The sequence below is a fragment of the Salicibibacter kimchii genome (assembly GCF_003336365.1).
Lineage (GTDB): Bacteria > Bacillota > Bacilli > Bacillales > Marinococcaceae > Salicibibacter > Salicibibacter kimchii.
Window position 1 is genome coordinate 3,466,722 of the sequence record NZ_CP031092.1, and the last position, 23,989, is coordinate 3,490,710.

General features: G+C 45.2%; 27 protein-coding genes and 1 pseudogene. 17 read left to right on the forward strand and 11 right to left on the reverse strand.

Annotated features, from left to right (window positions below):
* The first annotated feature begins 106 nt into the window (after positions 1–106).
* The 6 genes from ku (at position 107) to DT065_RS17660 (ending at position 5,785) form a co-directional block, all read left to right on the forward strand.
* Positions 107–943 carry a non-homologous end joining protein Ku gene (ku, locus tag DT065_RS17635; protein ID WP_114375624.1) on the forward strand — a complete coding sequence of 279 codons (837 nt, stop codon included), beginning with the start codon at positions 107–109 and terminating at the stop codon, positions 941–943.
* 359 nt (positions 944–1,302) lie between these two features.
* The gene (locus DT065_RS17640) at positions 1,303–2,067 is read left to right on the forward strand and encodes a gluconate 2-dehydrogenase subunit 3 family protein (RefSeq protein ID WP_193550784.1); all 765 of its coding nucleotides are present in this window, start codon (positions 1,303–1,305) and stop codon (positions 2,065–2,067) included.
* 28 nt (positions 2,068–2,095) lie between these two features.
* Positions 2,096–3,805 carry a GMC family oxidoreductase gene (locus tag DT065_RS17645; RefSeq protein WP_114375626.1) on the forward strand — a complete coding sequence of 570 codons (1,710 nt, stop codon included), beginning with the start codon at positions 2,096–2,098 and terminating at the stop codon, positions 3,803–3,805.
* A gap of 13 nt (positions 3,806–3,818) precedes the next feature.
* Positions 3,819–4,406, forward strand: a complete 588-nt coding sequence (locus DT065_RS17650) for a YhcN/YlaJ family sporulation lipoprotein (protein ID WP_114375628.1) — start codon at positions 3,819–3,821, stop codon at positions 4,404–4,406.
* Between the two features lie 98 nt (positions 4,407–4,504).
* On the forward strand, positions 4,505–4,891 hold the full coding sequence (locus tag DT065_RS17655) for an OsmC family protein (protein WP_114375629.1): 387 nt from the start codon (positions 4,505–4,507) through the stop codon (positions 4,889–4,891).
* 102 nt (positions 4,892–4,993) lie between these two features.
* Complete coding sequence (locus DT065_RS17660) at positions 4,994–5,785, forward strand: YfkD family protein (RefSeq protein WP_114375631.1); 792 nt, start codon at positions 4,994–4,996, stop codon at positions 5,783–5,785.
* Positions 5,786–5,807: 22 nt separating this feature from the next.
* On the opposite strand, the gene yfkAB is transcribed toward DT065_RS17660, so the two are convergent.
* Positions 5,808–6,926: a radical SAM/CxCxxxxC motif protein YfkAB gene (yfkAB, locus tag DT065_RS17665; RefSeq protein WP_114375633.1), complete on the reverse strand. Its 1,119-nt coding sequence runs from the start codon at positions 6,924–6,926 to the stop codon at positions 5,808–5,810.
* A 141-nt stretch (positions 6,927–7,067) separates the two neighbouring features.
* Here yfkAB and pdaA point away from each other — a divergent pair, with 141 nt between their 5' ends.
* Entirely contained in the window at positions 7,068–7,865 is a 798-nt protein-coding gene (gene pdaA / locus DT065_RS17670) for a delta-lactam-biosynthetic de-N-acetylase (RefSeq protein WP_227002660.1), read from the forward strand.
* Here pdaA and DT065_RS17675 read toward each other — a convergent pair.
* Positions 7,859–8,206 (reverse strand): GAF domain-containing protein, encoded by a 348-nt coding sequence (locus DT065_RS17675; protein ID WP_114375635.1) that lies wholly within the window; start codon positions 8,204–8,206, stop codon positions 7,859–7,861. The genes pdaA and DT065_RS17675 overlap by 7 nt on opposite strands.
* Before the next feature lie 197 nt (positions 8,207–8,403).
* Between DT065_RS17675 and DT065_RS17680 the strand changes: the two genes are divergently transcribed.
* Together DT065_RS17680 and DT065_RS17685 are read left to right on the forward strand one after the other, a co-directional pair.
* Entirely contained in the window at positions 8,404–8,919 is a 516-nt protein-coding gene (locus DT065_RS17680) for a GNAT family N-acetyltransferase (RefSeq protein WP_114375637.1), read from the forward strand.
* 84 nt (positions 8,920–9,003) lie between these two features.
* Entirely contained in the window at positions 9,004–9,666 is a 663-nt protein-coding gene (locus tag DT065_RS17685) for a hypothetical protein (RefSeq protein ID WP_114375639.1), read from the forward strand.
* 45 nt (positions 9,667–9,711) lie between these two features.
* Here the strand turns inward: DT065_RS17685 and DT065_RS17690 are convergent, their stop codons facing one another.
* The 3 genes from DT065_RS17690 to ectA form a co-directional block, all read right to left on the reverse strand.
* Entirely contained in the window at positions 9,712–10,098 is a 387-nt protein-coding gene (locus DT065_RS17690) for an ectoine synthase (RefSeq protein WP_114375641.1), read from the reverse strand.
* 79 nt (positions 10,099–10,177) lie between these two features.
* Positions 10,178–11,446 carry a diaminobutyrate--2-oxoglutarate transaminase gene (gene ectB / locus DT065_RS17695; protein WP_114375643.1) on the reverse strand — a complete coding sequence of 423 codons (1,269 nt, stop codon included), beginning with the start codon at positions 11,444–11,446 and terminating at the stop codon, positions 10,178–10,180.
* 55 nt (positions 11,447–11,501) lie between these two features.
* A complete protein-coding gene (gene ectA / locus DT065_RS17700; protein ID WP_114375644.1) occupies positions 11,502–12,011 on the reverse strand; it encodes a diaminobutyrate acetyltransferase in 510 nt (169 codons plus the stop codon).
* Between the two features lie 1,121 nt (positions 12,012–13,132).
* Between ectA and DT065_RS17705 the strand changes: the two genes are divergently transcribed.
* Entirely contained in the window at positions 13,133–14,023 is an 891-nt protein-coding gene (locus tag DT065_RS17705) for an AEC family transporter (protein ID WP_114375646.1), read from the forward strand.
* 102 nt (positions 14,024–14,125) lie between these two features.
* Entirely contained in the window at positions 14,126–15,508 is a 1,383-nt protein-coding gene (locus DT065_RS17710) for a Glu/Leu/Phe/Val family dehydrogenase (RefSeq protein WP_114375648.1), read from the forward strand.
* A gap of 51 nt (positions 15,509–15,559) precedes the next feature.
* On the opposite strand, the gene DT065_RS17715 is transcribed toward DT065_RS17710, so the two are convergent.
* A complete protein-coding gene (locus tag DT065_RS17715; RefSeq protein WP_114375650.1) occupies positions 15,560–16,477 on the reverse strand; it encodes a TIGR01777 family oxidoreductase in 918 nt (305 codons plus the stop codon).
* 35 nt (positions 16,478–16,512) lie between these two features.
* Here DT065_RS17715 and recX point away from each other — a divergent pair, with 35 nt between their 5' ends.
* Both recX and DT065_RS17725 read left to right on the forward strand, forming a co-directional pair.
* Positions 16,513–17,373 carry a recombination regulator RecX gene (gene recX / locus DT065_RS17720; RefSeq protein WP_114375651.1) on the forward strand — a complete coding sequence of 287 codons (861 nt, stop codon included), beginning with the start codon at positions 16,513–16,515 and terminating at the stop codon, positions 17,371–17,373.
* A 28-nt stretch (positions 17,374–17,401) separates the two neighbouring features.
* A complete protein-coding gene (locus DT065_RS17725; protein ID WP_114376422.1) occupies positions 17,402–17,707 on the forward strand; it encodes a YfhH family protein in 306 nt (101 codons plus the stop codon).
* Between the two features lie 14 nt (positions 17,708–17,721).
* Here DT065_RS17725 and DT065_RS17730 read toward each other — a convergent pair whose 3' ends face one another.
* The gene (locus DT065_RS17730; RefSeq protein ID WP_114375653.1) at positions 17,722–18,741 is read right to left on the reverse strand and encodes a metal-dependent hydrolase; all 1,020 of its coding nucleotides are present in this window, start codon (positions 18,739–18,741) and stop codon (positions 17,722–17,724) included.
* A gap of 120 nt (positions 18,742–18,861) precedes the next feature.
* On the opposite strand from DT065_RS17730, the gene DT065_RS17735 reads away from it, so the two are divergent.
* Both DT065_RS17735 and mutY read left to right on the forward strand, forming a co-directional pair.
* Entirely contained in the window at positions 18,862–19,185 is a 324-nt protein-coding gene (locus tag DT065_RS17735) for an MFS transporter (RefSeq protein WP_114375655.1), read from the forward strand.
* Positions 19,186–19,202: 17 nt separating this feature from the next.
* Positions 19,203–20,279, forward strand: coding sequence for an A/G-specific adenine glycosylase (gene mutY, locus DT065_RS17740; protein WP_114375657.1), 1,077 nt, complete (start codon positions 19,203–19,205; stop codon positions 20,277–20,279).
* A gap of 11 nt (positions 20,280–20,290) precedes the next feature.
* Here mutY and DT065_RS17745 read toward each other — a convergent pair whose 3' ends face one another.
* Together DT065_RS17745 and DT065_RS17750 are read right to left on the reverse strand one after the other, a co-directional pair.
* On the reverse strand, positions 20,291–20,632 hold the full coding sequence (locus tag DT065_RS17745) for a hypothetical protein (RefSeq protein WP_114375659.1): 342 nt from the start codon (positions 20,630–20,632) through the stop codon (positions 20,291–20,293).
* Between the two features lie 144 nt (positions 20,633–20,776).
* Positions 20,777–21,091, reverse strand: a complete 315-nt coding sequence (locus tag DT065_RS17750; RefSeq protein ID WP_114375661.1) for a hypothetical protein — start codon at positions 21,089–21,091, stop codon at positions 20,777–20,779.
* A gap of 112 nt (positions 21,092–21,203) precedes the next feature.
* Between DT065_RS17750 and fabL the strand changes: the two genes are divergently transcribed.
* Together fabL and DT065_RS17760 are read left to right on the forward strand one after the other, a co-directional pair.
* The gene (gene fabL / locus DT065_RS17755; RefSeq protein ID WP_114375663.1) at positions 21,204–21,959 is read left to right on the forward strand and encodes an enoyl-[acyl-carrier-protein] reductase FabL; all 756 of its coding nucleotides are present in this window, start codon (positions 21,204–21,206) and stop codon (positions 21,957–21,959) included.
* A gap of 59 nt (positions 21,960–22,018) precedes the next feature.
* Positions 22,019–22,216, forward strand: a complete 198-nt coding sequence (locus tag DT065_RS17760) for a hypothetical protein (protein WP_114375665.1) — start codon at positions 22,019–22,021, stop codon at positions 22,214–22,216.
* A gap of 75 nt (positions 22,217–22,291) precedes the next feature.
* On the opposite strand, the pseudogene DT065_RS19445 reads toward DT065_RS17760, so the two are convergent.
* A pseudogene (locus DT065_RS19445) lies at positions 22,292–22,735 on the reverse strand (arsenic resistance protein); the annotation flags it as partial.
* 163 nt (positions 22,736–22,898) lie between these two features.
* Complete coding sequence (locus DT065_RS17770) at positions 22,899–23,975, reverse strand: FUSC family protein (RefSeq protein ID WP_114375667.1); 1,077 nt, start codon at positions 23,973–23,975, stop codon at positions 22,899–22,901.
* Positions 23,976–23,989: the final 14 nt, after the last annotated feature.

A 23,989-nucleotide genomic window follows, 5' to 3' on the forward strand; every position in this document is an offset into this window, starting at 1 on the left:
AATGTTAGCTTTCTACATATTTTTTTCTTTATGTACACCCATATTTTACAACGCATGCCGGACGTTTTTGCTTCCCAAACTAAAATGAAAAAGGGAGGGAAGGCTGTTGCATACGATTTGGAAAGGGAGCATTCAGTTTGGATTAGTATCAATTCCTGTCAAATTACACGCGGCAACTGAAAATAAATCGATCTCGTTTCGTAACCTTCATAAGAAGTGTCATACGCCGATTAAATACGAGAAGGTCTGTCCCGTTTGTGAGGAAACGGTGGAAAATGAGGATATCGTCAAGGGGCATGAAATGAACGACGGACGTTTCGTTATCGTTGAAGACGAAGAATTGAAATTGTTAAAAGAAGCAAAAACAGATAAGGCAGTGGAAATACTTGACTTTATTCATATCGATGAAATCGACCCTGTTTATTTTAACCGCAGCTATTATTTGGGACCCGATGAGGGGGGAACGAAGGCGTATGCTCTTTTACGAAAGGCCCTATCCGATACTCGTAAGGTAGGAATCGCCAAGATTATGATTCGTTCCAAGGAACAGTTGGCCGTTTTGCGGATTCGCGATGAGGTGCTGCTTATGGAAACGTTGCATTACCCCGATGAAATTCGTGCAAGCGCCGATGTCCCCAATGTCCCATCGAGCGAAAACATCGAGAAAAAAGAACTCGACACGGCAGTCCTGTTAATCGATCAGTTAACGGCTAACTTTGAGCCGGAAAAATATGAAGATGAATACCGGAAAAACTTACTCGCGCTTATTGAATCGAAACAGAGCGGCGAAAGCGTCGTAACCCCAGAGAGAGAGAAAACGCCGGACAATGTGACAGACTTAATGGATGCGTTGCAAGCATCGGTTGACCGCACGAAAAAGAAATCGGGGGCAAAGAAATCTAAGCCGGCAAAAGAGAAAACGACGACAAAGAAATCGTCTTAAAGATGCTTATGGCCGTATGAATGATGCTTACGGCCATTAATTGTTGGACGAGCGTTGATTTTGCCCGTAAGAAGGCACCATAGCCAATAATTGTTAGCGGGCCCCGTTTATCGGGTTGCAAGGTGACGACAAATATTTAGCGTTACCTTCGATTTTAGTCGCCACCCCCGTGTGGCGACTAATTTTTGGCACTTCTTCACAATTTGGCGCCACACATCACCAAATGTACCCCTATTCCGCACTAGCATGGACGTCGGTGCAAAGAAGTCGGCGTTTTCCTCATTCGCATATCAATCCCATCTTTTGGGCAAAAGAAGAAAGTATTCCTTTTCAAACAATCTAATAAAGGAGGGGGACAAGTGGCAGACGAAAACGATGAACAACAAACACAAGGCATTTCACGCCGGCAGTTTCTAAAAAATAGCGGTTACGTTGTAGGCGGTGCTGTTGGCGGTGGGATCCTTGGTGGAGTATTTACGCAAAATTTTATCGCCGGTGATCAGGCAACCGATACGGAAGAAGGAACAGAAAATGGTTCGCCGGAGCAGCGTACACAAGCACGAATGTTTTTTAAACGGCAAGAGGACTTTGACGTGTTGAGTGCGGCCGTTGAGAGAATTTTTCCTGATGATGATGTAGGCCCGGGCGCTATAAGTCTGGCAGTACCTTATTATATTGACAAGCAGCTTGCAGGCGAATATGGGTTTAATTCGCGAGAATATATGAATGGTCCTTTTTTTGAAGGTGCTCCTACCCAAGGTCCGCAATCGGGATTACTGCGTAGAGACGCATTTCTTCACGGTGTTCGCACAATCCAAAATATAGCCGAAAATCAATTTAACGAGTCTTTCTTTGATCTGGAAGTGGACACCCAAGATGAAATTTTAGAAGCATTTGAGGAAGGCGACGTTGATATGACGGGCATTACTTCCGATGAATTTTTTGCCATGTTACGGACAGCGACCATCGAAGGTGCCTATTCCGATCCTGTCTATGGCGGGAATCTTAATATGGAAGGCTGGCGGCAGATTCAATATCCGGGTCCTCAAATGGCATACACAAATGTCATTGACGGAGAATTTGAGGAAATAGATCCGATCAGTTTATATGATCATCATGAATAAACCATGGGCAATTATAAGGAGGTTGATTATGGTAACGGAGTTACCTAGAAAAGAAGCAGCCGTCATAGGTGTCGGCTGGGCCGGTGGGATTATTGCTGCTGAACTAGCGAAGGAAGGCATCGAGGTTATTGGATTGGAACGTGGCGCCGAACGTACCATTGATGATTTTATCATGCAAAAGGATGAACTGAAATATGCGGTTCGTTATGACCTGATGCAAGATTTATCGAAAGAAACATTAACATTCCGAAATGATCGCGATATGAGGGCATTACCGATGAGACAACTCGGCTCATTTTTGTTAGGCACAGATCTTGGTGGCGCCGGGGTCCATTGGAATGGGGTGTGCCCACGTTTCTTTCCATATGATTTTGAGATTCGTTCGCAGACCATCGATCGTTACGGTGAGGATAAAATTCCTGAAGATATGCCCCTCCAAGACTGGGGGATTAGCTATGACGAAATGGAAGAACACTTTGCCCATTTTGATGCAACGATCGGCACATCAGGTGAGGATAATGAAATGACGCCCTGGCGTTCAACGGAATTCCCAACTCCACCGATGGTCGAAACACCGGCGATTCGAATGTTTAAAGAAGCGTCAAGTAATTTGGGACTGCATCCTTATCAAGGCCCTTCTGCCAATTTATCGGAAGCGTATACGAACCCGGATGGCAAGACGATTCAACAATGCCAGTACTGCTCGTTTTGTGAACGTTTCGGGTGCGACTATCAAGCGAAATCCGACCCTATTATTACGGTCATTCCGACCGCAAGGGAAACCGGGAATTTTGAACTTCGCACGCATGCCAATGTACGAAGGGTTTCTTATGATGGTGAACGCACGGACGGGGTGTACTTCATTGATACACGAACCGGTGAAGAGTTTTTCCAACCGGCGGATATTGTTATTCTCACGACTTATGTGATGAACAACAACCGACTTTTATTACAATCGGAGATTGGAACCCCTTATGATCCGGATACCCAGACAGGTGTGATCGGAAAAAATTATTGCTATCAAATAATGGCATCCGTGCAAGGGTTCTTTGAAGAGCAATTTAATCTGTATGCTGGAGCAGGTGCTTTGTCAGGACAACTGGAAGATTACAACGCTGACAATTTTGATCATAGCGAACTCGATTTTATTCACGGTGGTACGATTTCACTTTCACAAACAGGGATTCGTCCGATTAATACCAATCCGGTCCCGCCGGGTACGAAACAATGGGGCAGTGAATTTAAAGAAGCAAATGCACATTACTTATTCCGGACGCTATCCCTTGGTTCTCAAGGAGCAAGCATGCCCTATGTGAATAATTATCTGGACTTGGATCCAACGTATACGGATAGCCTTGGAGACCCTTTATTACGGATGACTTATAATTTCACGGAGCAGGACCGCAATCTTGCCGCACATCAAACCGAGCGGATGCGAGAGATCATGCAAGAAATGGGCGCCAGCGACATTGTCGCTAATCCGGACATTGGTGATTATAACATCAGACCTTACCAGACGACTCATAATACCGGCGGTGTGATCATGGGAGCAGACCCGGATACGTCCGCAGTTAATAATTATTTACAAATGTGGGATTGCGAAAACCTCTTTGTTGTCGGAGCTTCCGCTTTTCCCAATAACAGCGGGTATAATCCAACACCAACGGTAGGCGCGTTGTCCTATCGAGCTGTAGAAGGCATAAAACAATATTATGAAAATCCGGGGCCATTGGCGTGAGGGGGGATTTTGAATGAAAAAAATCACACTGGCACTATGTACCTCCATCATTTTATCCGGTTTAGTTGCATGTGGAAACACAGATGAAAATAATGAAAACGCCGCGAATCCGGAAGGGGTTTCGGATGGATCAATTAATATGGATAAAGTGAGTCATCAAACGGACGAGCGTGATGATTTTACCGTTGATGATCGAGTGAAAAGGGATGAAGATCAGGGATCACGTAACAAAACAGACGGTCGTGGCACATTTTGGTTTAATAATCCTCAAGATGTGACGGATAAGGATACGTTTACAGAGGAAGAACGGGAAGCTGAAAAGGAACGAGCCCAGCGGTATGAACAGCCGGATCCCGTAAACGATGGAACAGCGGAGAGCATTGAACAAGCGATTAACGCGATGGATGATGTCGAGGAAAGTTACGTCGTCGTCGAGGGTGCACGCGTGATTGTCGGTATTCAGACCAAGGGGGACGATGTTGATCAAGTAATCACGGATATCGAAGAACGACTACAGGACGAAATAGAAGATAAAGAGCTGGTCGTCACCGATGATAAGGGTAGCTTTGAACAAATGCGTGAAATGCGGGAAGGTCGATAACCATACTTGTATTTCTTTAAGATGGCTAGTTTGAGTGCGATCGCTGCAAAAAACGGTGACTTTCGGTACAATGGATCGTAAATGGGAGGGATATGTCTATGGAATTTCGGATCGCAAGTGAGGAAGCCTTCAAAACGGAAGCGCCGTTTGGGGAATTGCTGATTTCCGGGGAGGATGAACACGGATTTCGGCCTTATCAACTCCTCGTATCAGCAATCGCCGGTTGCAGCGGGAGCGTGCTTAGGAAAATCATGAGAAAACGCCGCGTGGAGATCGGGGATATTCGCATTCACGCGGACGTGACGAGAAACGATGATGAGCCTCATGACGTAAAAACGGTGCACCTTCATTACACGATAGAAGCAGCAGGCGTTAAAGAAGAACTCATGGAAAAAATGTTGGAAATCGCAAAGAAGAATTGCTCCATCGTACAATCGGTAGAACCGGCGATTACCGTGACTGAGTCGTTTACATTAAACGCGTAACAAGCGGCAGTGCTTCATTTAAGAGGCACTGTTTTTTCTTTTCATGGATAATCGCGCCTTCCATAGATCATAATAAACGAAAATGATTAGGGAGGCTTTGGAATGAGAGGTTTTGTAGTCATCGCGTCGATGTTGCTTTTAAGCACGTCGATCGTCTTGCCGGAAAGCGTGGATGCCGATGAAGAAGATAACGATTCATTTGAAAAACCGGATCATGTCTATGACATTGCCAGAGAGAACACATACAGCAATACGGGCCGCGAGCAGCCTGAATTAGAGCCTTCGGAATTAACGAAAGACTTGCAGGAGACCACGGTAGAAACGATCGATAACCCTGAACTTGTGTCTTTGTTAAATGAATCGACCATCAAGGATTCGAAAATCCCTTTTGGCTCTAATGCTTCCATTTATTTAGGGACATGGGCGTTAAATTACGATTCCGAGCATACGGAAGTGAACTGGGAATACGAGAATATTAATACAAACGAACAGGATAACCGTGGGGGCGATGGTGTTGTCTCACTGCAGTACAAGCAACAGCAAAACAAAGAAGCCAAAGGGGAACTGAACAGCGACGTTCCTCAACTTGAAGGCGTCAAAAACTTGATGCAAATGAAAGCCTCAGACAAAACGTCGCTCCCGCTTTCTTTTAGCTCAACGGTTGGGCAAGGGACGGAAGCCGGGCCGAACTACCAAGTGGAAGGCAAGAAACTCGGGGTTTTGCAAGGTTATGTACCTGCTGTCCATGAAAAAGGCACCGTGACCTATGGAGAAGTGTATGTTGTCATGAAAGGGAATAAGCGTTTACTCGAGGTAAAAAACATCGAAAAACAAGCGGTGGACGGTTGGATTCCGGTCAAAGACCATGTGACGTTAACGTACCGAAATGGGTAAAACCTTCGCGATGAGGCGAAGGTTAAAGGTGACTCGTTCTGGATCGGAAGTCGACGTCTTGATAGTAAGCGTTTTTGACGAGGGCGTTCGGTCCGAGGCATTGAACAGACGGGCAGTGACAGTGAAGGGAACGCGCCAGCGAAGATTGTTTCCAGTTGGCAAACGCAGTCGTCAGCGGTGTGTTTTGGATATTGCCGAGGGCAGGTTCATCACCAAAATCGGTGACACTGATCTTGCCGCTAAATACATCCACATTTAAGCGATTGCGGCCATCAGGGTCATTTCTTACGGTCACATTCTTGCTCTCGTATAGTCGATTTAACAACTGAAGATCTTCCTCATCTTGATTACAGGCGTAAAAAGGCAATGTCCCGAAAAGCATCCACGTTTCACGATCACGATGATCAAGCAAGCGGTGAATGCCGTTTCTGATTTCCGGTAACGTCGCGATTGTAATGTTACTGGCGAAATCACTCGGATACATCGGGTGCACTTCGTGTCGTTGGCACCCCATCGCGACAATTTGGTCGTGGATCGCTTCAAGATGGGGCAACGTTCGTTTATTCAGCATGGTCTCCGCGGACACCATAATCCCTTGTCCCGTTAACGTTTTTGCATTGTCGATCATTCGCTCAAAGAATTGCTGGCGTTTTTCCCTATGGGGCGGGTTTTCCATATGAGCGAAACCGATGGCCGCAAAATCCTCAAAGCTTCCGTAATTGTGGGTAATATGTAGAACGTCGATGTATGGAAGAATCGCTTCATATTGGCTTAACGGCAACGTCAAATTCGAGTTGATTTGGGTGCTCACGCCGCGAGCCGAAGCGTAACGAAGCAGCGGCACGACGTACTGGTCCACGGATTTTTTAGAAAGCATCGGTTCTCCGCCCGTGATACTTAAGGCTCGGAGGTGCTCGACTTCATCCAGACGTTTCAGGAGCGAGTCGACAGGTAGTCCGTCCGAAGGGTCTCTACGGCTTAACATTGAACCGACGGCACAATGTTCACAACGCATATTGCACAGGGTGGTCGTTGTGAATTCGACGTTTGTGAGCGTATGCGTTCCAAGCCTAGCGTAATCTTCATAGGCTTCCCACGGATCGTTGGTCGGGGACATTGGTGCTTTTGCTTTACTGGTCATCATAATCTCCTTTTGTACGATAAGGGTGCGTATAAGAATGGGCTTTGACTTTTCCCTTTTTTGGCGGGAAGATAAGTTTTCTAACGTGATACTATTCAAGGATACAAAAAATGGCGAATGAAGAAAAGGAGGGCGAATAAAATGGGAAGAGGGCGAAGGAAAAAATGGGGGACGCTATTGCTCATGTCGCTCCTTTTATTCATGCTCGCCAGTCATTCAACTTATGGTGAAAACGCGTACGATTGGAATTTTAAACCGGCGAAAAACAATCAACCGCCTACGACAGAACCTCATTATATCGAGTTGCTCGATCGTTATAATGGGTATTTTATTGGCGATACGGATTCTAAAAATATATATCTTACGTTTGACAGCGGTTATGAAAATGGCTGCACAGACGTTATTTTGGATGTATTAAAAGAGAAGGATGTTCCGGCTGCCTTTTTTGTTACCGGCTATTACTTTGATCGCGAAGTGGATTTAATCAAAAGGATGGATGAGGAAGGGCATATTGTCGGCAATCATTCCTGGAATCACCCGAGTTTTCCTGATTTAAATGATAACGAAGTGGTTTCGGAGCTATCCAGGGTGGAGGAGGCATTTAAAGCATTGACGGGGAAGGAAATGAACTATTTACGCCCCCCCCGCGGTACATTTAATGAAAGAACGATGAAAATTGCAAAAGAAGAAGGGTACCAGCATATATTCTGGTCGTTTGCTTATGTCGATTGGAACCCTGATTCGCAAAAAGGCAAAGCCTATGCCTATGATAGGATTATGGACCGTGTTCATCCCGGAGCGGTACTTCTGCTCCATTCGGTATCGAAAGACAACGCAGCAGCACTTGGTGATGTCATTGACGCCCTGGAATCAGAAGGCTACCAATTTCAATCATTGGACCATCTAAGCGGTCGGCGAATTTTACCATTAGATCAATGAACATTCTTCCATTTCCCAATGTAGTCGGCGACTTTTTGCAGGGTGTTTAAATCTGTCACATCAAATGCGACACTTTCTTTTGTAGCCACGACTAATGTTCCGATTTCTTCTTCCCCTTCGTTTTGGCTCACGGGAAAGCTTAATGTTCCGGCATATGTATCATTGCTGTCCGCAGCGATCGCTACTTTCTCCGTATTTCCTTCGTACCACGCCGCATAATGGATGTATGTCACATTGTCAACGAGGTTTTTCACTGCCCGCTGCAAAACGGCTGAGGTGCTTTGTTCCTGCGTCGTGTCGGCAATAATTTTTATGGCGGCTAGATCTGTGGAAACAGACATTAGCTCATCACTCCTCCGTCTAGATAATCAAGATTGCATACCAATTTTAACAAAACGAGAGGCCCCCAAGGGATAGTAAGTTCAGGAAGTACAGGAAATATAGATCTGAACGGGCGCTTGACGGTCAAAGGTCTTGACGTTTGCTATCGAAGAAATGGTAAACTGGTTGCATAATGATAGGTAGAGGAGAATGACCATTGTTTGACAGTGACCGTTTGCATTTTCGGGAGATAACGGAAGGGGATCGAAAATCATTAGAGGATTTGTTTTCCGATCCTGCCGTGATGAGGTTTGCAGACGGTACGAAAACGAAAATAGAAACGGGAGAATGGATGGAACAAGCCTATCAAGACTACAGAAGTTTCGGCGTTGGTTTTTGGGTGGCAGAAAAACGGAAAAATGGTGAATTTGTGGGGCAGTGTGGTTTTCGCCCTCAAAAAATTAAAGGACAAATTCATATGGGGTTCGGGTACCTGTTAGCTAGATCGTTATGGGGGAAGGGATATGGGAAAGAAGCTGCGTATGCGTGCAAAAACTTTGCCTTTGACCAATTGGCCATTGATGGGCTGACATCAATCATTCATCCAAAAAACGTCCCGTCCATAAAAATTGCCAAATCTCTTGGAATGGAAAAACAAGCCAGCATCTGTAAACATCGGCAGTGGATGGATGTATATCGGCTTGAAAATCCGGCTTGCCGAAAAGTGACATGAAACGTTCATAATTTAAGGTATGGTAACGCTTCTCCCTCTAGTATACTGGAAGAAAAGAATGGATTCACACAGGGGGCTAAAACGTTGGCGCTTGTTGCACTTACTGTTTTAATCATTGCCGGTGTTAGCACAGTTTTTGCTGCTTTTCTCATGTTCGTTACTTGGCCGCGGCGGAAAGAGAACGAATATAAACAAATAAAATTGTTTACCGGTACATTTTCAGCGGCCATCGTTACGCTGGGATTTTTTTTACTTTTTACGGATTCATCAACAAATAAGATTGCGGCTGATGAGCCGTATGATGTTCCGGATTCAGTGGATACCGTGGAAGAAGAGGCAGGTTGGCACATTACATCCGAGTTTGGCCAAGTGACGTCTGATCATCATGAAGTTATCCAAAGCGTTACCTTTAATGAAGGTGATACAGATGAGCGCGCAGTGTTGGAGGCTGAACTGTTAACGGAGGATAACATTACAACGGATCTTATCCGTACATCAACGCTAAATCGTTCCGCTCAAATTTTGCAACGCTTGTTCCAAATAGAAGAAGTGGAACAGATTCATTTAGTTTGGGATATTTATGTTGAGCCCGAAACAGGTCCCGGGGAACTTGATACGATCCTGGATATGACGGTTAACACGGAAAAGCTGCAAAACTTTGAAGGGGATCGTGTCGACAGCCAAGACTTAGACGAAATAGCCGAGAATTATTGGGAGAAACCGGCCCTTAATCCCGATGATGAATAGCAAAACAAAGCCCCTTGGAATACTACCATCCAAGGGGTTTTACATTTAATCCAAATCAGCGGGATAGACGCCGTTTTCATCATGAACTTCACGGCCGCTTAATGGTGGGTTGAACACGCAAATCATGCGAGCGTCCTTAATTCCACGCAATAAATGTTCATCATGTTCATCAAGGGCATATAAGGTGCCGGGGGTAATTCGGTACGTTTTATTGTCCTTTAACGTTTCTACTTCAGCTTCTCCTTCAATACAATAGACCGCTTCAAGGTGGTTTTGATACCAAATATGAGTTTCTGTTCCGGCGCGAATGATCGTGTCATTTACCGAGTACCCCATATTGTCATCTTTCATGAGCAGGCGGCGACTTGTCCAGTTGCCGGCGTCTATTTCCTGGTCCGATCCTTTAATATCTTCAAGGTTAACGATTTTCATGATTGCTTTCCTCCGTGTTGTTACTGGTTGTGGAGTGAGGGCCAAACAATTTTTAGCCCTCACTATTGTCATCGTTGACTTATTCTTTAACCGCGTCGCGAATACCAAGCTCAAGACGCCGCAAACCTTCATCTAAGCCATCGTCGTCGACAATGAGCGGCGGAAAGAGCTTAAAGACTTCATCATTTGGTCCCGCGGTTTCCATAATTAGTCCGTTTTTAAACGAATGCCAGGATACGTTGTTTGCAAGATCCGGCACATCCGAACGAATACCTTGGATGAAACCTCGACCGCGCAAGCTCCCTTTCAATTCTGGATAGTCTTCGATCATTTTTTGCAGAAATGCAGTGATTTTATCTGATTTTCTTGCAATTTCTTTTTCAAAAGAAGCATCTTTCCAGTATTCTAACGCGGCTGTGGCTGTCACAAAGGCCGGAGCATTCCCGCGGAATGTCCCATTGTGCTCACCTGGTGACCATTGGTCGAGTTCAGGACGGATGAGGGTGATCGCCATTGGCATTCCATAACCGCCAATCGATTTGGACATGCAGACAATATCCGGTTGGATTCCAGACGGTTCAAAGCTAAAGAAGGACCCGGCGCGCCCAACCCCTGCCTGAATGTCATCGACGATCAAGAGGGCATCAATGTCTCGGCACAAACGCTCAATTTCCCGCAACCATTCATTGCTGGCGGCGTTAAGCCCACCTTCACCTTGCACCGTTTCCAATATGATGGCGGCAGGTTTGTCTACGCCGCTGCCGTCCCGATCAAGGAAACTTCGGATATGCTTCATTTGTGTTTCTACCGATTCATCAATGAACTTGTCATATGGCATGGTAAGCGCGTTTCCTAGCGGAACCCCTGCACCGGCTCTTTTAAACTCATTAGAAGTAACGGCAAGAGAACCGAGTGTCATTCCGTGAAAACCATTAGTGAAACTCACAATATTTGTACGCCCCTTTACTTTGCGGGCAAGTTTAAGGGCACTTTCAACAGCATTTGTTCCGGTCGGTCCGGGGAACATGACTTTATAATCCATATTGCGAGGTTCCAAAATCGTGGAATTGAAAGCTTCCAGGAATTCCCTTCTTGCCTTTGAAGCCATGTCCAAAGAATGAATAATGCCGTCTTCTTGGATATATTCGACTAGTTTTTCCTTCATGCGATCATCATTATGCCCATAATTCAGGGCGCCTGCTCCCGAGAAAAAATCAATAAATTCGTTGTTTGCCTCATCCCATAATTGATAGCCTTTCGCTTTGTGAAAAACGGTGGGGAAGCTACGGCTGTAGCTTCGCACCACGGATTCTTTTTCTTCAAAAACTTGCATCGCATTTGTAGTCATGGTGATAACGTCTCCCTTCATTTAAATACGCTAACAGGGCTTGCCGGCTTTGGACCTACCGAAAGATTGGACCAATTTTAAAAGAGAGTTCTGCTTCGTGGTTATCCCCCGGGAACAAATCTTCGGAGAAACATTCCGACACATGACAGGCGGTTTCGTTGGTGCGGGCGAGTCGCCGGAACAGTTTTTGCGAAGCGTCGTTCGACGGGGTGACGGTTGCTTCAAGGTATTTAATCTCCTGGCAAGCATTGCGCTCAAGCAATTCATTAAGCATGCGAGAAGCCAACCCTTTCCCGCGTTGTGAACTATCTACACCCACTTGCCACACAAATACGGTGTCGTCTTTTTCAGGTAGGATGAACGCAGTAATGAAACCAACTAGTTCTCCTTTTTCCTTGACGACTACACAAGTTTCGGAAAAGTATTCGCTCATCATTAAATACTTATACGAAGAATTAAGATCTAGACCAAGTTTCTTGGCAAGTTCCCACATTTTGCTTCCGTCTTGTACAGTCGGTTTGTCAAAAGTCAAAGATTCTTTTTGCAACGTTGGAGTTGCACTCATCCTATCACACCTTATAAATATTTACGCACTTACTTCCAATTCCCTTCATGTGGAATATTCAAACCACTTTTTTAAGAGAAAATTAAGCTACGTATAGAGGCCAACCGGGCCATGGATATTATAATAGCACGCCTGAAAAATAATTCAAATCGCTTTAAATGTGATTAAGTGCGATTTAAGCACCTAAGAAAGTGTTGGCGTTATTTGCGCAAGGTGTAGAAGGGATTACTAATGTATTTGGCAGTTCAGTCCTGCAAAGAAGTGTCTGTACGAAGGAGAAAGACCATCGGGGAGGTTTGTGGCCACTCACCCCCGTCGCGTTTACGCGAATGTAGCAGAACGGTTTAATAAAAAAAGAAGGGGGATCAAGCAAAGTGCACTTTTGTTCGAATACATTAAACAAGAGGAACAGCGCCATTGGAATTGTGCTATTTGTTCAATTGATGCACATACCCGCAGCAAACGTACGGCCAGAAAATGTGTTCGATCTACGGAAAATGTTCGTATGAAGCGATAATACGACCAAAATATGTGCTCGCGCCACGCAAAATGTCCGTATCTTATCGCCAAAGTGGCGAAAGCTTAGATTTTCTTATACTCTGGATACAAGGAAGCGATGCATCCTAGTGCAGACGGCGGAAATCAATGGTCACCTGTAGTAGTGGCGCCAAATAAAGAGGGGTCCGGGATATTAGTCCTACTTTGCGGAGAGAGTGGCCTAAATAAATGCTCGTCTGTAAAGACAGAGCTTTCGCAAAACGTCTTGGCCGGAAATCGATGACTTCTTAACTCCATTCTGGAGATGGCGAACTTAGCCGCCTTTCAGTAAGGTGAGGCGCTTTTACAGAAGGGGCTGACTTCGTCATTCACCATAGGGTGATCGGGACTTAGCAAAAGTTCCTATTTTCCCCGAACTTATCGAACAACCTCTGCATGAAGATTTTATTCTAACAATCGGAAAGCAGAACTGGTACACTTATTCAATGCGACACTTTATGATGTTCTGGTGAAGTAATCTTTTCCGGCGCTCAGCCTAACGTTACATAAGCCCTTCCCAAATCTTCAACACGATCGTTGGGGAAATACTTGCTGGAATCATGCACTTGGAGAGGAGAAGAAGGTTGCAAATATTTTTCGAGGTCGTTCTTCCGGTTGTGCTCGTGTTCGCACTCGGATTTTTACTTCAAAAATGGAAATCTGTGGACATCAAGCCTATTTCGACGGTCGCCATCTTCGTCATGACGCCTTGCCTGGTTTTTGATACGATTTATCATGCGACACTCGACGTGCAATATGCGTACATGTTGCTCTTTGCCATTTTGCTTTTATTTATTCTTATCTTTTTAAATAAGCTGGTTTCTTTTCTCTTTAAGCTCTCTCCGGAGACGGAAACCGGGATGATCCTTTCCACCGCTTTTATGAACGCAGGAAATTACGGAGCCCCGATCGTACTATTTGCTTTTGGAGAAGAGGGCTTTGCTTATGCCGTTTCCCTTATGGTCATTCAATCAGTGCTCATGAACAGTTTCGGTGTTTATTTTGCCTCCAAGGGCAGGGGGACAATGATCCAGGCTTTAAAGGTGGTCTTGACGATGCCGGCGACTTGGGCGTTGGCAGTAGCCTTACTGGCGCAATTTTTGCCTGCAATGCCTGCTGCCATTACAGGCGTAACCGAAATTGTCGGTGTGGCAACAATTCCGACTGTCATGATTATACTCGGCATGCAATTGGCGCAAATTCCGTTACGTGGATTTGAATGGAAAACAATCAATTATAATGCTGTGCTTCGCCTGTTGATTTCTCCGCTGATTGCTTTTGGCATTACGATAATTCTTCCCATCGAGCCATTGCTTGCCAAAGTGCTCATTTTAACAGCTGCCATGCCTACGGCAGCCAATATCGTTATCTTTTCGGTACAATTTAATGCCCAGCCGAGGCTAGTTTCGAGTACTACACTCGTGACCACCTTAATCAGCATTCCGACAATTACGGTCTTGCTTATGATTCTTTGATGTTAGGTATGGATAGGGGTTTATCTCATGTATATATGGGAATGGAAGAGTGTGACCTTTGGTGTGACATTTTAGTGAGGAATGAAGGAGCGTGATGAAAATATGAGTCGAGACGAAACCCGGAAATTAATTAAGGATGTTGTCGATACGTTAAAAAAGGAATCGTTTCGTGATGAATTTACGGGCAATGAGAAGGGAGAAGTCTTTGATTCCGCGGCCGAGATTATAAAAACGACGGATAAAATCATAAAAAGTTATATCCGTGTTTCGCGAGACAATGGAACGATCGAAAGGATCCCGGCCTACCGCGTTCAACACAATAATATTAGTGGTTTTTATAAAGGTGGGATACGTTTTAGCTCGGCTGTAAATGAAGAAGAAGTGGAAAATCTCGCGATTTTGATGACGATCAAAAATGCTCTGCATGAACTTCCTTTCGGTGGAGCCAAAGGAGGGGTGTATGTCGATCCGAAAAATTTATCGTCTCGAGAACTTAATTTGGTAAGTAAGAAATACGTCCAACGCTTAAAGCCTGATCTCGGTCCAACCAATGACATCCCCGCTCCGGACTTGGGCACCAATGAAAAAGTGATCGATTGGATGGTTGGGGAATATAAAACGATTACGCCCGGAGAATCTTATGTAAATGCCTTTACCGGAAAAAGCGCGGTGAACGGGGGCGTGGACGGCCGCAGGGAAGCCACGGGCATCGGTGCATTTTTAAGTTATTATTATTTGATGGATAAATGGTTTAAACAGGCCGATAAAGCGAAAGCGACAAGGCCAAAGAGCTGGAAAAATCTCGAAACGTTAGCCCAAAGCGATCAACCAACGAAAGTGGCGGTTCAAGGGTTTGGCAATGTTGGAAGTATCGCGGCAAAGGAAGCAATAAAGTGTGAAGATGAACATATCGTGGTTGCCGTATCAGATGAAGATGTCACCCTTCATAACGAAAAAGGCTTGGACATAGAAAGGTTGTTTTCATATAGCGAGCAGCACCGGCGGTTGCCGCATTCAGAGGAAGAATTAATGGAAGCGAATGTTCAAGCATATATTGAGTCTCCGTCGGCCGTGCTTACGAGCGAATGCGATCTGCTCATACTAGCTGCAGTTGAAGACCAGATTACGGAAGAAAATATGAAAGACGTGTCGGCGAAGATCCTTTTGGAAGGGGCGAACGCGCCCATTACCAAGAAAGCCGATGAATATTTTGAAAGCAACGGAATTATGGTTATTCCGGATATTTTGGCTAATGCAGGCGGTGTCCACGTCTCTTATCTGGAGTGGATGCAGTCAAACGTACCGAAACCGTATACGAAGGAAGACGTTATTACGGAAATGTCCGAGAAAATGACAGACGTATGCCGCCGCGTCTATGACCATTATTTTTATTCCGAGAACTATGAAACATCAAGAATGCTATGCTATAAACTTGCCGTTATGAGGTTGATTACGCTTTTATATAAGCATGGGAAATTGTATTGAATTTTAAAAGCGCACAAGCTGGTTGATGTACAGGTTGTGCGCTTTCTTTCGTTAGGACGATTCGTCTTTGCCGAATAGGTCAGCTAACGCCTCTTCCGCCTTTTCATAATGAAATCGAAACCCTGATTCCTGCGTGCGCGCCGGGATCACCTTCTGGCCATTAACAACGAGCGCACTCATCTCCCCAAGTGCTGTTCGCACCGCAAATGCCGGAGTAGGAAGCCAATGGGGGCGATTCAACGTCGTGGCGATTTTTTTGCCGAAATCACGCATTCGTTCAGGATTTGGAGCTGTGACGTTGTAAACGCCCTCGACGTGGGCCTGTTCTTGTGCATGAATGATAAAGGCGGCCACATCATCACGGTGGACCCAGGAATACCATTGTTTTCCATTTCCGATTGGACCACCGGCGCCGAGTTTATAAGGCAATATCATTTTCGGAAGTGCTCCTTCGCTAGGATCAAGAATTAAACCGAACCTCCCATATACCGTTCGAACCCCCAGTTCTTCCGCAGGTTTCGCTTCTTGTTCCCATCTTTCGCTTACCTCCTGTAAAAAATTTTGATTTGCCGGTGCACTGTCTTCGGTGAATGCTTCTGTTTCCGAGATGCCATAGTAACCCATGGCTGACGCACTTACGAATACATTTGGAGGCCCGTCGGGCAAGTTTTCCATCAAACGGATGCATTCCCTCGTCGCTTGAATTCTGCTGTTTTTTATACGTGCTTTGTGCTTTTTCGTCCATCTGCTGCTTATGGAAGCGCCTGCCAAATTCACGATCGCATCCACATTTTTCAGTTCCTGCTCCGGTTTGTTATCCGATAGCCATTCAATATAATGCAAGTTGTTTTCATTCTGTTTGTTTTGCACATTTCTTGTTAGAATGGAGACAGAGTGGTCGAGGGAACGCAGTTTTTCCGTAAGTGCTTTCCCGACAAGGCCTGTTCCTCCGGTGATCACGACATGCATGGGGGTCACTCCTTCATTACAGTGATTGTTGTATTATGCTTTTCCCTATTCGTTCGATGGAAAAACAAGTAGGTGATCATATAAAAATTTCAAGGATTACAACACAAAAACAAAATGCAGAACGATATAATTTATATGTCGCGGATGAGAACGGGGAACGTTTTGCGTGTGGCGTCCATGAAAGTCTTCTGGTGCGTTGGGCATTGGCGAAGGACAAAGAAATCACGACTGCCGAACTGGATGAAATCATGCAAGAGGACAGCGTAGAGAAGGCGAACAAAAAAGCCCTGTATTTTTTGGCAAAACGGATGCGCACGGAAGCGGAAGTGCGCGAAAAACTTCAGGATGATGAGGTTCCTGGCGATCATATCGAGACAGTTATTCAACGAATGAAGGACCGCGCTTATATCAATGATAAAGAATATGCCCATACGTATATGCGTACCATGATGACCACCTCGGATAAAGGACCGGGGAGCATACGCCGATACTTGCATGAGAAAGGCGTTGGTGATCCCGCTATTACGGAAGCGCTGGAAGAATATGATGAACAAAAACAAATCGATGTTATATTAAAAGTTATTGAAAAAAAAGAGAAAACAACTACCAAGGATAGCCAGGCCATGAAAAAGAAAAAGTTGACCGATGCATTGTTGCGCAAAGGTTTTCAGCAGTCGACCATTGCTGCTGCGTTCGAAGCGCACGATTTTAGCCAGGATGCGAACGACGAATGGCAAGCGTTGCACTTGCAGGCGGAAAAAGCAGCGAATAAACTAAAGAGACGATATGAGCAAGGGAAAGTAAGACAGAAACTGAAAGAACAACTTTATAAAAAAGGGTTTTCATTGGCGATGATTGATGAATACCTTGAAACGCTAAACGAAGAAAGAAGGTAAAAACAAGGTGAATCAACGTTACGGGCAAATGACGAATCAAGCGCTGACTGCAGAGGTTGCACGATTAAATGAATTGGCGAAAAAGGCGGAGCAAAAAGGAATGGTCAGTGAATTTGCGGTTCATGAACGGAAAAAGGTGATCGCGGAGTCGTATTTGTTAAACCCGGATGATTTTACTCCCGGGGAAACGTATACGATAGAGAGCGAGCCTGATGCTGACAGAAGCTATTTTGTCATCTCTTATATGAATGGCGTTTTTGCATGGGGGTACAGGGACGGAGATGCATCGTTGTCTGCCATTCCCATCGCCCTCTTAGGTAAAAATAAGACGTGAACGATAAACATCGTTCACGTCGCATTCAGTAGCCGTGCTCTTTTTTTCTTTTTGGACCTTCTTGATGTTTGAAGTTTGTACTCCAACTTTTCCAAGTCATAAATCCAACCGGTGTACGACCCGGTGATCGTTAGATCTCGATTGAGTCGGACGACCGATACAAACGGATAATATCCGGCAGATCGATACCGCAAGTCGGTAAAGATAACGTCGTAACCGAATGGATACTCTTCAATTCCCCAACGATAGGTAGGGGAAAAGGAGAGAAATGCCGATAAATTCTGATCTTCAAGGGCGGCCTCAATAATTGGGTCATTTGGGATTGGTTCAAATAAATAGCTTTCCAAATAGTGAATGGATTTCTTTTTCCAGGTGGCGACATGAAGATAATCTTGTGTACGAATGACGAGGTGAAACTCGGACCACCGGTACGTGGGAGAAATGAAAATATGGGTCGCGTGCGGGTGGAGGCGGCGAGCATGTCGGATCACGCCGTTACGAACTTTCATTCTCCATACATAGTAGACCGCAAGGATCATGTAGATGGACAAGAACGTGTATCCGGGGTCCATGCCTGCCAACCACAATAGCATGCCGGCGATGTGCAAGATGAACATAAACGGATCAAATATATTAATCGAACCAATAGCAATCCATTTATTTTTAATCGGTGCCAGTGCTTTTGTGCCGTAAGCGTTGAAAATATCTACAAACACGTGAATGGCGACAGCGAGGAATGTCCATATCCATAAATGAAACAAACTCGCGGCCGGCAAAAACAAATAGATGACGACGGAAATAACGATGGACCAAAGGAGAACGGCAGGAATTGAGTGGGTGGCTCCTCTATGGTTTGTAATATAGGATGCATTATTCTTCATTTTTAGCACCGTGTCGAAATCTGGTGCTTGTGATCCAATGATAGCTCCGATTGCAACGGCTTGCATGGTTGCAGGGTTTTCGGCAATCACCGGGTCCAGGGTGGCAAGGCCGGCGATGCCGACACCCATAACCACGTGGGAGGCAGTGTCCATACCCGGTATTCTCCTCCTTTAGAAATTGTCTAGTTGATCATATCAATCAGGATAGCAGATATATCTACTACAGTAAACGTGCTTTTGCCTATATATACCCGAAAGCGAGGAGCCCCATACATGAAACGACACACGATTCAAGTTTTTATGGAATACAAAATATTGGAAGGAAAAGAGAGCGCGTATCAAACATGGATAAAAGAGATGGTGAGTGAATTAACCGAAATGGGCGCGGCAAATTTTCGTTGGTTTGAGGCTTTGGAGCAACCGGGGTTATACGTGGAATTGTTTACGGTTCCCTCGATCGAAACGTACGAGCGAATAAAAAACCTTCGAAGATCCAGGGAACACCCGAGTTTCGGAGCGTTGGGAAATTGGGTGCACAAACCTCTCGAAGAAATCAACTGTTGGGCATTTCATGATCGATCAGCGATGATTGTATAGTAAAGGAATTGATAGGAATGACAAGCTATTCAAACCGTTTGGAAACGTTCCCAATCGGGGAATTCTGCCGAAAGATATTAAAATGGTATGAAAAAAATAAACGCCCTTTGCCATGGAGGGAAAATAAAGACCCCTACCGAATTTGGGTGTCAGAAATTATGTTGCAGCAAACAAAGGTCGACACTGTGAAGCCTTACTTTGAAAATTTTATGAACAAATTCCCGACCCCCGAAGTTTTAGCCGAGGCAGAAGAAGAACAAGTAATGAAAGCGTGGGAGGGGCTGGGCTATTATTCACGCGCCCGTAACCTACAATCAGCCGTAAAAGAAGTCGTTCACCATTATGGTGGTGAAATTCCGAAAAGCCCCGAAGATTTTGCCTCCCTAAAAGGGGTCGGCCCCTATACAAAAGGGGCAGTGATGAGCATTGCCTATGATCTTGAAGAGCCGGCGGTTGATGGGAACGTTATGCGTGTGCTCGCGCGTGTGTTGTTAATTGGCGATGATATTGGAAAACAACGCACGCGTAAACAGGTAGAACAAGATGTGCGCGCGCTTATGGTCGGCACTTCTCCCGCGGATTTTAACCAAGCCTTGATGGAACTGGGAGCATTGGTTTGCACACCAAAAAATCCTGATTGTACCGCTTGCCCGGTAAATAATACTTGTCGTGCTTATCAGCGGGGCATGACCCGAGAGTTGCCGGTGAAAGCTAAAAAGAAGAAGCAACAACGGCAGACAATGGCGGCAGCGGTTATAGAAAATAAAAATGGAGAAATTCTCGTTGAACAACGCCCGGACAAAGGGTTGCTTGCCGGGATGTGGCAATTTCCGATGGTAGAGGCATCGCCTGCGCTGCTACATGAAGCGATGAGCAATTATTTAAAAGAGACGCATCATGTGGATGTCGTACTGGAGGCAACGGAGCAACGGTTCGATCATGTTTTTAGCCACCTTATCTGGGACATTCACGTCTTTCGTACTACAGCTCATGCTCACACACTGACCCTAAACGGAAAGTGGTTAACGAAAACAAAAGCAAAGCAATTGGCGTTCTCCGTCTCCCATCAAAAAATTTGGGAGCAGCAATTATAGGTTCATGCCCTTCATTCATCGTTTGAGAGTGGGGATTGATCCATGCTGTCCATCTTTTCTTTTGTTTCTTGCGTGCCAAGCTCATAAATCGTTCTATACACTTGATTGATGCCGTGCTGAAACCGTTCACTGTCGGCTGTCGTGAAATTTTCATCAAAATGCCGGAAGGAAAATAAATCGGCAAGTTCCATGTCGTGCGTTTGTACATCAAGCAACAGCTGTTGCAAATCGGTGATTTGTTCTTCCGTTGCCTCAATTTCATACTCAATAAGCTCATGGTCATCGATTTTTGATGTCGTAATATCCTCCATGCTCGTTGGATTTAAGTTGACATAGTACGTACGTTTCGGCATTGATGAGAACCCCCTGTATCGTTGGAAATGAGCGGGAGGAGGATACAAAAGGTTCCCGTCCCGCGTTTCCTATTATGTGAACATACAAGGGGGATTATAGATTGAAAAAAATGTCAAGGAATCTCCACGTTTGCATTTCACCATTCAATGGTCTCGGAGCTGCTCGAGGAAGGATCGTGTTTGCTCGGTCCCGTAATCATATAGATAACCATAAAGCTTTTGCATGTCGTCTCCCATTTGTTCTTTATCGCGATCCGCGGCATCTTCATTGAAAGGCCGACCAATAATTTCTTGCGGCTCCACATCCTCTGCATTAATTCTTTCCAATAATTGTTGAATGTGCTCTTTCTCCCTTTCGGTCACCCTAATTTCATATTGGATTTTATTATCTTCTGTTTTCACTTCGGAAATTCCGGTCATCGCTTGATCTAAGGTGATATAGTATTTCATTCGTTCCATGGTTGCATCACTCCTTTCATTTACCACTCCATTTTCCCGTATGGGCATTGGTATAATCCCTTTTTTTCAGCGATTAATGATACAATGGTTGTCGGAAAGAGAGGGATGCAGGATGGAGAATACAAACAAAGTCGCGCTTGTTACAGGTTCGAGCCGCGGAATTGGAAAAGACACGGCGATCCGACTCGCGCAAGAGGGATATGACGTGGTTATCCATTACGCTCGCAGCAAAAAAGGGGCAGAAGAAACCGCCAGGCAGGTAGAAGAGCACGGTTCTAAAGCGCTTATCGTGAAGGCAAACGTAAGCAAAAAGGAAAAAATCGATGAAATGTTTGCGACGATTGAAGAGGAATTCGGCCGATTGGATGTATTTGTGAATAACGCTGCCTCCGGTGTTTTGCGCCCGGCAATGGAACTCGAGGAAAACCATTGGGACTGGACGATGAATATCAATGCAAAAGCTTTGCTTTTTTGTGCCCAAAAGGCGGTTCCGCTTATGGAAAAGAACGGGGACGGGCGGATTGTCAGTCTCACATCCATAGGCTCTATTCGTGTCTTGGAGCATTATTCTGCCGTCGGTGTCTCCAAAGCAGCACTGGAATCACTTACTCGCTATTTAGCGGTTGAATTGGCGGGGAAAAACATACGTGTGAATGCGGTTTCCGGAGGAGTGGTGGACACCGATGCGTTGGCACACTTCCCGAATCGAGATGAATTATTGGAAGAATCCCGTGTGAAAACCCCGACCGGACGGCTCGTGGAACGTTCCGATCTCGTGGATGCAGTTCAATTTTTGTTGTCTGACCAAGCATCTATGATTCGTGGACAAACGATTATCGTAGATGGCGGAATTTCCCTTTTAACGTGAAAAATTTTGTATATTCTTTTTACCTCTGGGCATGTTAATGGACGTGGAGGTGATTAGAAATGGCAAACCAAAACCAAAACCAAAATCAACAGCGCCAAAACCAACAGCAGAACAATCAACAAAACCAGAACCAGCAAAACCAGAACCAGCAAAACCAGAACCAGCAAAACCAGAACCAGCAAAATAACCAGAGACAAAATCAACAAAATAACCAGCAAAACAACGAAGAAAACCAACAAAATAACAACAATCAGTAAAGCTGCAAGACGGAATGGGAGCGTCCTTTATCGGATGGCTCCCATTTTTCTGTTTCCCACGGGGATTACGTGTTCGAACAAATACACGGGGAGAAGGATTAATTGCAGAACAAGGTTAACCGGGAGAACGGAGGTTGATAACGGAACATTTCCCTTCGCGATCCCTGTGAAGACCAAAAATCAGTCCGTGCCGGGAGTCACCATCAACATAATGAAACCAATCCATAGCGCCGGGTGATCAGCAAGTCGGCAAGGAAAACAGCGCCCAATCCCCATGCCAGCAGTGGCGTCCAGATAACGTTAACGATCGTGTTTGTGCCTAAAAACGTAAGGTCCCGAAAAGCGCTTTTTATTTGGCGGAGAGGGGTTGTTAGAAAGATGCCATACAGCATCCAGCAAAAGAAACGGGGGAATGAAAAACGCTGCATATTGCTCGATAACCGGGAGTTGTCCCAGCACCAACCCTACACCAACAGCGATTAATGTGATAAATGTTTGTAGTTTTTCCAGCGTTCCCATAATTTGCAACCCTCTATCGGCTTAATTGTAGGTCCCTTTTTCCGAAAGAAAACAATGGCTTCGAATGGCGAACGAAAGAGGCGGCGATTTTATTTCCATCAGAAGGGGAGAAAAACCCCTTTGATGGAAGTTTTCCCTTATCGTTAAATGGTGCTTGCCGATCTCAATTTTCATCTTCCTGATGGTAGGTGAAAAAGCTTTCCACCAACCGATCCAAATGGTCCAACTGCGAATTGTATTCGACAATGTAGGCGATTAGCGGAAGCAGGTTCAGCCACTCTTCTCGGCTAAGTTCCTTATGATCATATGAATTCATAAAAGAATCGGTTAACGACTCATTGCCTTCATCCACTTCTTCACTCATGAAATCTGTCATTTGCGTCGTTACCTTCCCTGAATAACGTGCCATAATTCGTCCGTGGTAATTTGTAAGGTGGTCCAATTGTTGTTGGACGAGCCGTTGCATATGTTCGGGAAGGTGATAAAAATCGTTCTCCCGTTCATCAAAGGAACTGAGGACATGGAGAAGTTGCTTTGTGACCGATAACATCTCCCGAAAAAGGACAATGCGCCTTGCTTTTGCGAATTTATATTTTTTGAAGTAACTCCTTTCTTCTTTATAAAATAAATAAAGTTGATCCAACTCGACCAATTTATCCTTTGCCTCTTCCAAGTCTTCACGCCTGGCTTGGATATTTGTATCCTGACGTGTGATTAATCGGATCCAGCGGGCAGCGTTTTCAGTCGTGGCGAAAATCTCATCGTACAGTTTGTTTTCATATTTCGGCGGTAAGAAAAACAAGTTCACGAGAAAAGCTGAAAAGACACCGAGCATGATCAGAGAAAAGCGGGATAGGGCAAACAGGGCGTATCCCTCATCCGGGCTTTGCCCACTAGGACTTTGCCCCATGATGATCACGATCGTCACAAGTGTAACCGGTATCGTGGAGGAGTCTAGGCCGATCCTTAAGATGATGGAGATCGCAAGCATGACTACAACACCGATCACGAAAGGCTCGTGACCAAAGGCGATTCCGAAAATTACTGCCAAAGCAGCCCCGATCAAATTTGCTTGAACTTGATGGAGAATTCTTTGATACGTTCGGTAAATAGACGGTTGGATCGTTAGCCCCGCCGTTAGCCCTGCGAAAAAAGCAGGCTCCAGCCCGAGTAAATGTGCAGCATACAGGGCGAGTATAACAGCAATTCCCGTTTTAAAAATACGGGCGCCAAATTTCATAAAATAGCGGCGCT

Excerpts from the sequence above, each read along its gene's own strand:
- DT065_RS17710 (WP_114375648.1), top strand. The coding sequence starts at position 14,126 with ATGAGTCGAGACGAAACCCGGAAATTAATTAAGGATGTTGTCGATACG.
- DT065_RS17650 (WP_114375628.1), top strand. The coding sequence starts at position 3,819 with ATGAAAAAAATCACACTGGCACTATGTACCTCCATCATTTTATCCGGT.
- DT065_RS17675 (WP_114375635.1), bottom strand. The coding sequence starts at position 8,206 with ATGTCTGTTTCCACAGATCTAGCCGCCATAAAAATTATTGCCGACACG.
- pdaA (WP_227002660.1), top strand. The coding sequence starts at position 7,068 with ATGGGAAGAGGGCGAAGGAAAAAATGGGGGACGCTATTGCTCATGTCG.
- DT065_RS17735 (WP_114375655.1), top strand. The coding sequence starts at position 18,862 with ATGAAACGACACACGATTCAAGTTTTTATGGAATACAAAATATTGGAA.
- DT065_RS17760 (WP_114375665.1), top strand. The coding sequence starts at position 22,019 with ATGGCAAACCAAAACCAAAACCAAAATCAACAGCGCCAAAACCAACAG.
- mutY (WP_114375657.1), top strand. The coding sequence starts at position 19,203 with ATGACAAGCTATTCAAACCGTTTGGAAACGTTCCCAATCGGGGAATTC.
- DT065_RS17655 (WP_114375629.1), top strand. The coding sequence starts at position 4,505 with ATGGAATTTCGGATCGCAAGTGAGGAAGCCTTCAAAACGGAAGCGCCG.
- DT065_RS17645 (WP_114375626.1), top strand. The coding sequence starts at position 2,096 with ATGGTAACGGAGTTACCTAGAAAAGAAGCAGCCGTCATAGGTGTCGGC.
- DT065_RS17725 (WP_114376422.1), top strand. The coding sequence starts at position 17,402 with ATGACGAATCAAGCGCTGACTGCAGAGGTTGCACGATTAAATGAATTG.
- DT065_RS17745 (WP_114375659.1), bottom strand. The coding sequence starts at position 20,632 with ATGCCGAAACGTACGTACTATGTCAACTTAAATCCAACGAGCATGGAG.
- DT065_RS17730 (WP_114375653.1), bottom strand. The coding sequence starts at position 18,741 with ATGGACACTGCCTCCCACGTGGTTATGGGTGTCGGCATCGCCGGCCTT.
- recX (WP_114375651.1), top strand. The coding sequence starts at position 16,513 with ATGCTTTTCCCTATTCGTTCGATGGAAAAACAAGTAGGTGATCATATA.
- ectB (WP_114375643.1), bottom strand. The coding sequence starts at position 11,446 with ATGACTACAAATGCGATGCAAGTTTTTGAAGAAAAAGAATCCGTGGTG.
- DT065_RS17660 (WP_114375631.1), top strand. The coding sequence starts at position 4,994 with ATGAGAGGTTTTGTAGTCATCGCGTCGATGTTGCTTTTAAGCACGTCG.
- DT065_RS17690 (WP_114375641.1), bottom strand. The coding sequence starts at position 10,098 with ATGAAAATCGTTAACCTTGAAGATATTAAAGGATCGGACCAGGAAATA.
- DT065_RS17715 (WP_114375650.1), bottom strand. The coding sequence starts at position 16,477 with ATGCATGTCGTGATCACCGGAGGAACAGGCCTTGTCGGGAAAGCACTT.
- ectA (WP_114375644.1), bottom strand. The coding sequence starts at position 12,011 with ATGAGTGCAACTCCAACGTTGCAAAAAGAATCTTTGACTTTTGACAAA.
- DT065_RS17770 (WP_114375667.1), bottom strand. The coding sequence starts at position 23,975 with ATGAAATTTGGCGCCCGTATTTTTAAAACGGGAATTGCTGTTATACTC.
- fabL (WP_114375663.1), top strand. The coding sequence starts at position 21,204 with ATGGAGAATACAAACAAAGTCGCGCTTGTTACAGGTTCGAGCCGCGGA.
- DT065_RS17750 (WP_114375661.1), bottom strand. The coding sequence starts at position 21,091 with ATGGAACGAATGAAATACTATATCACCTTAGATCAAGCGATGACCGGA.
- yfkAB (WP_114375633.1), bottom strand. The coding sequence starts at position 6,926 with ATGACCAGTAAAGCAAAAGCACCAATGTCCCCGACCAACGATCCGTGG.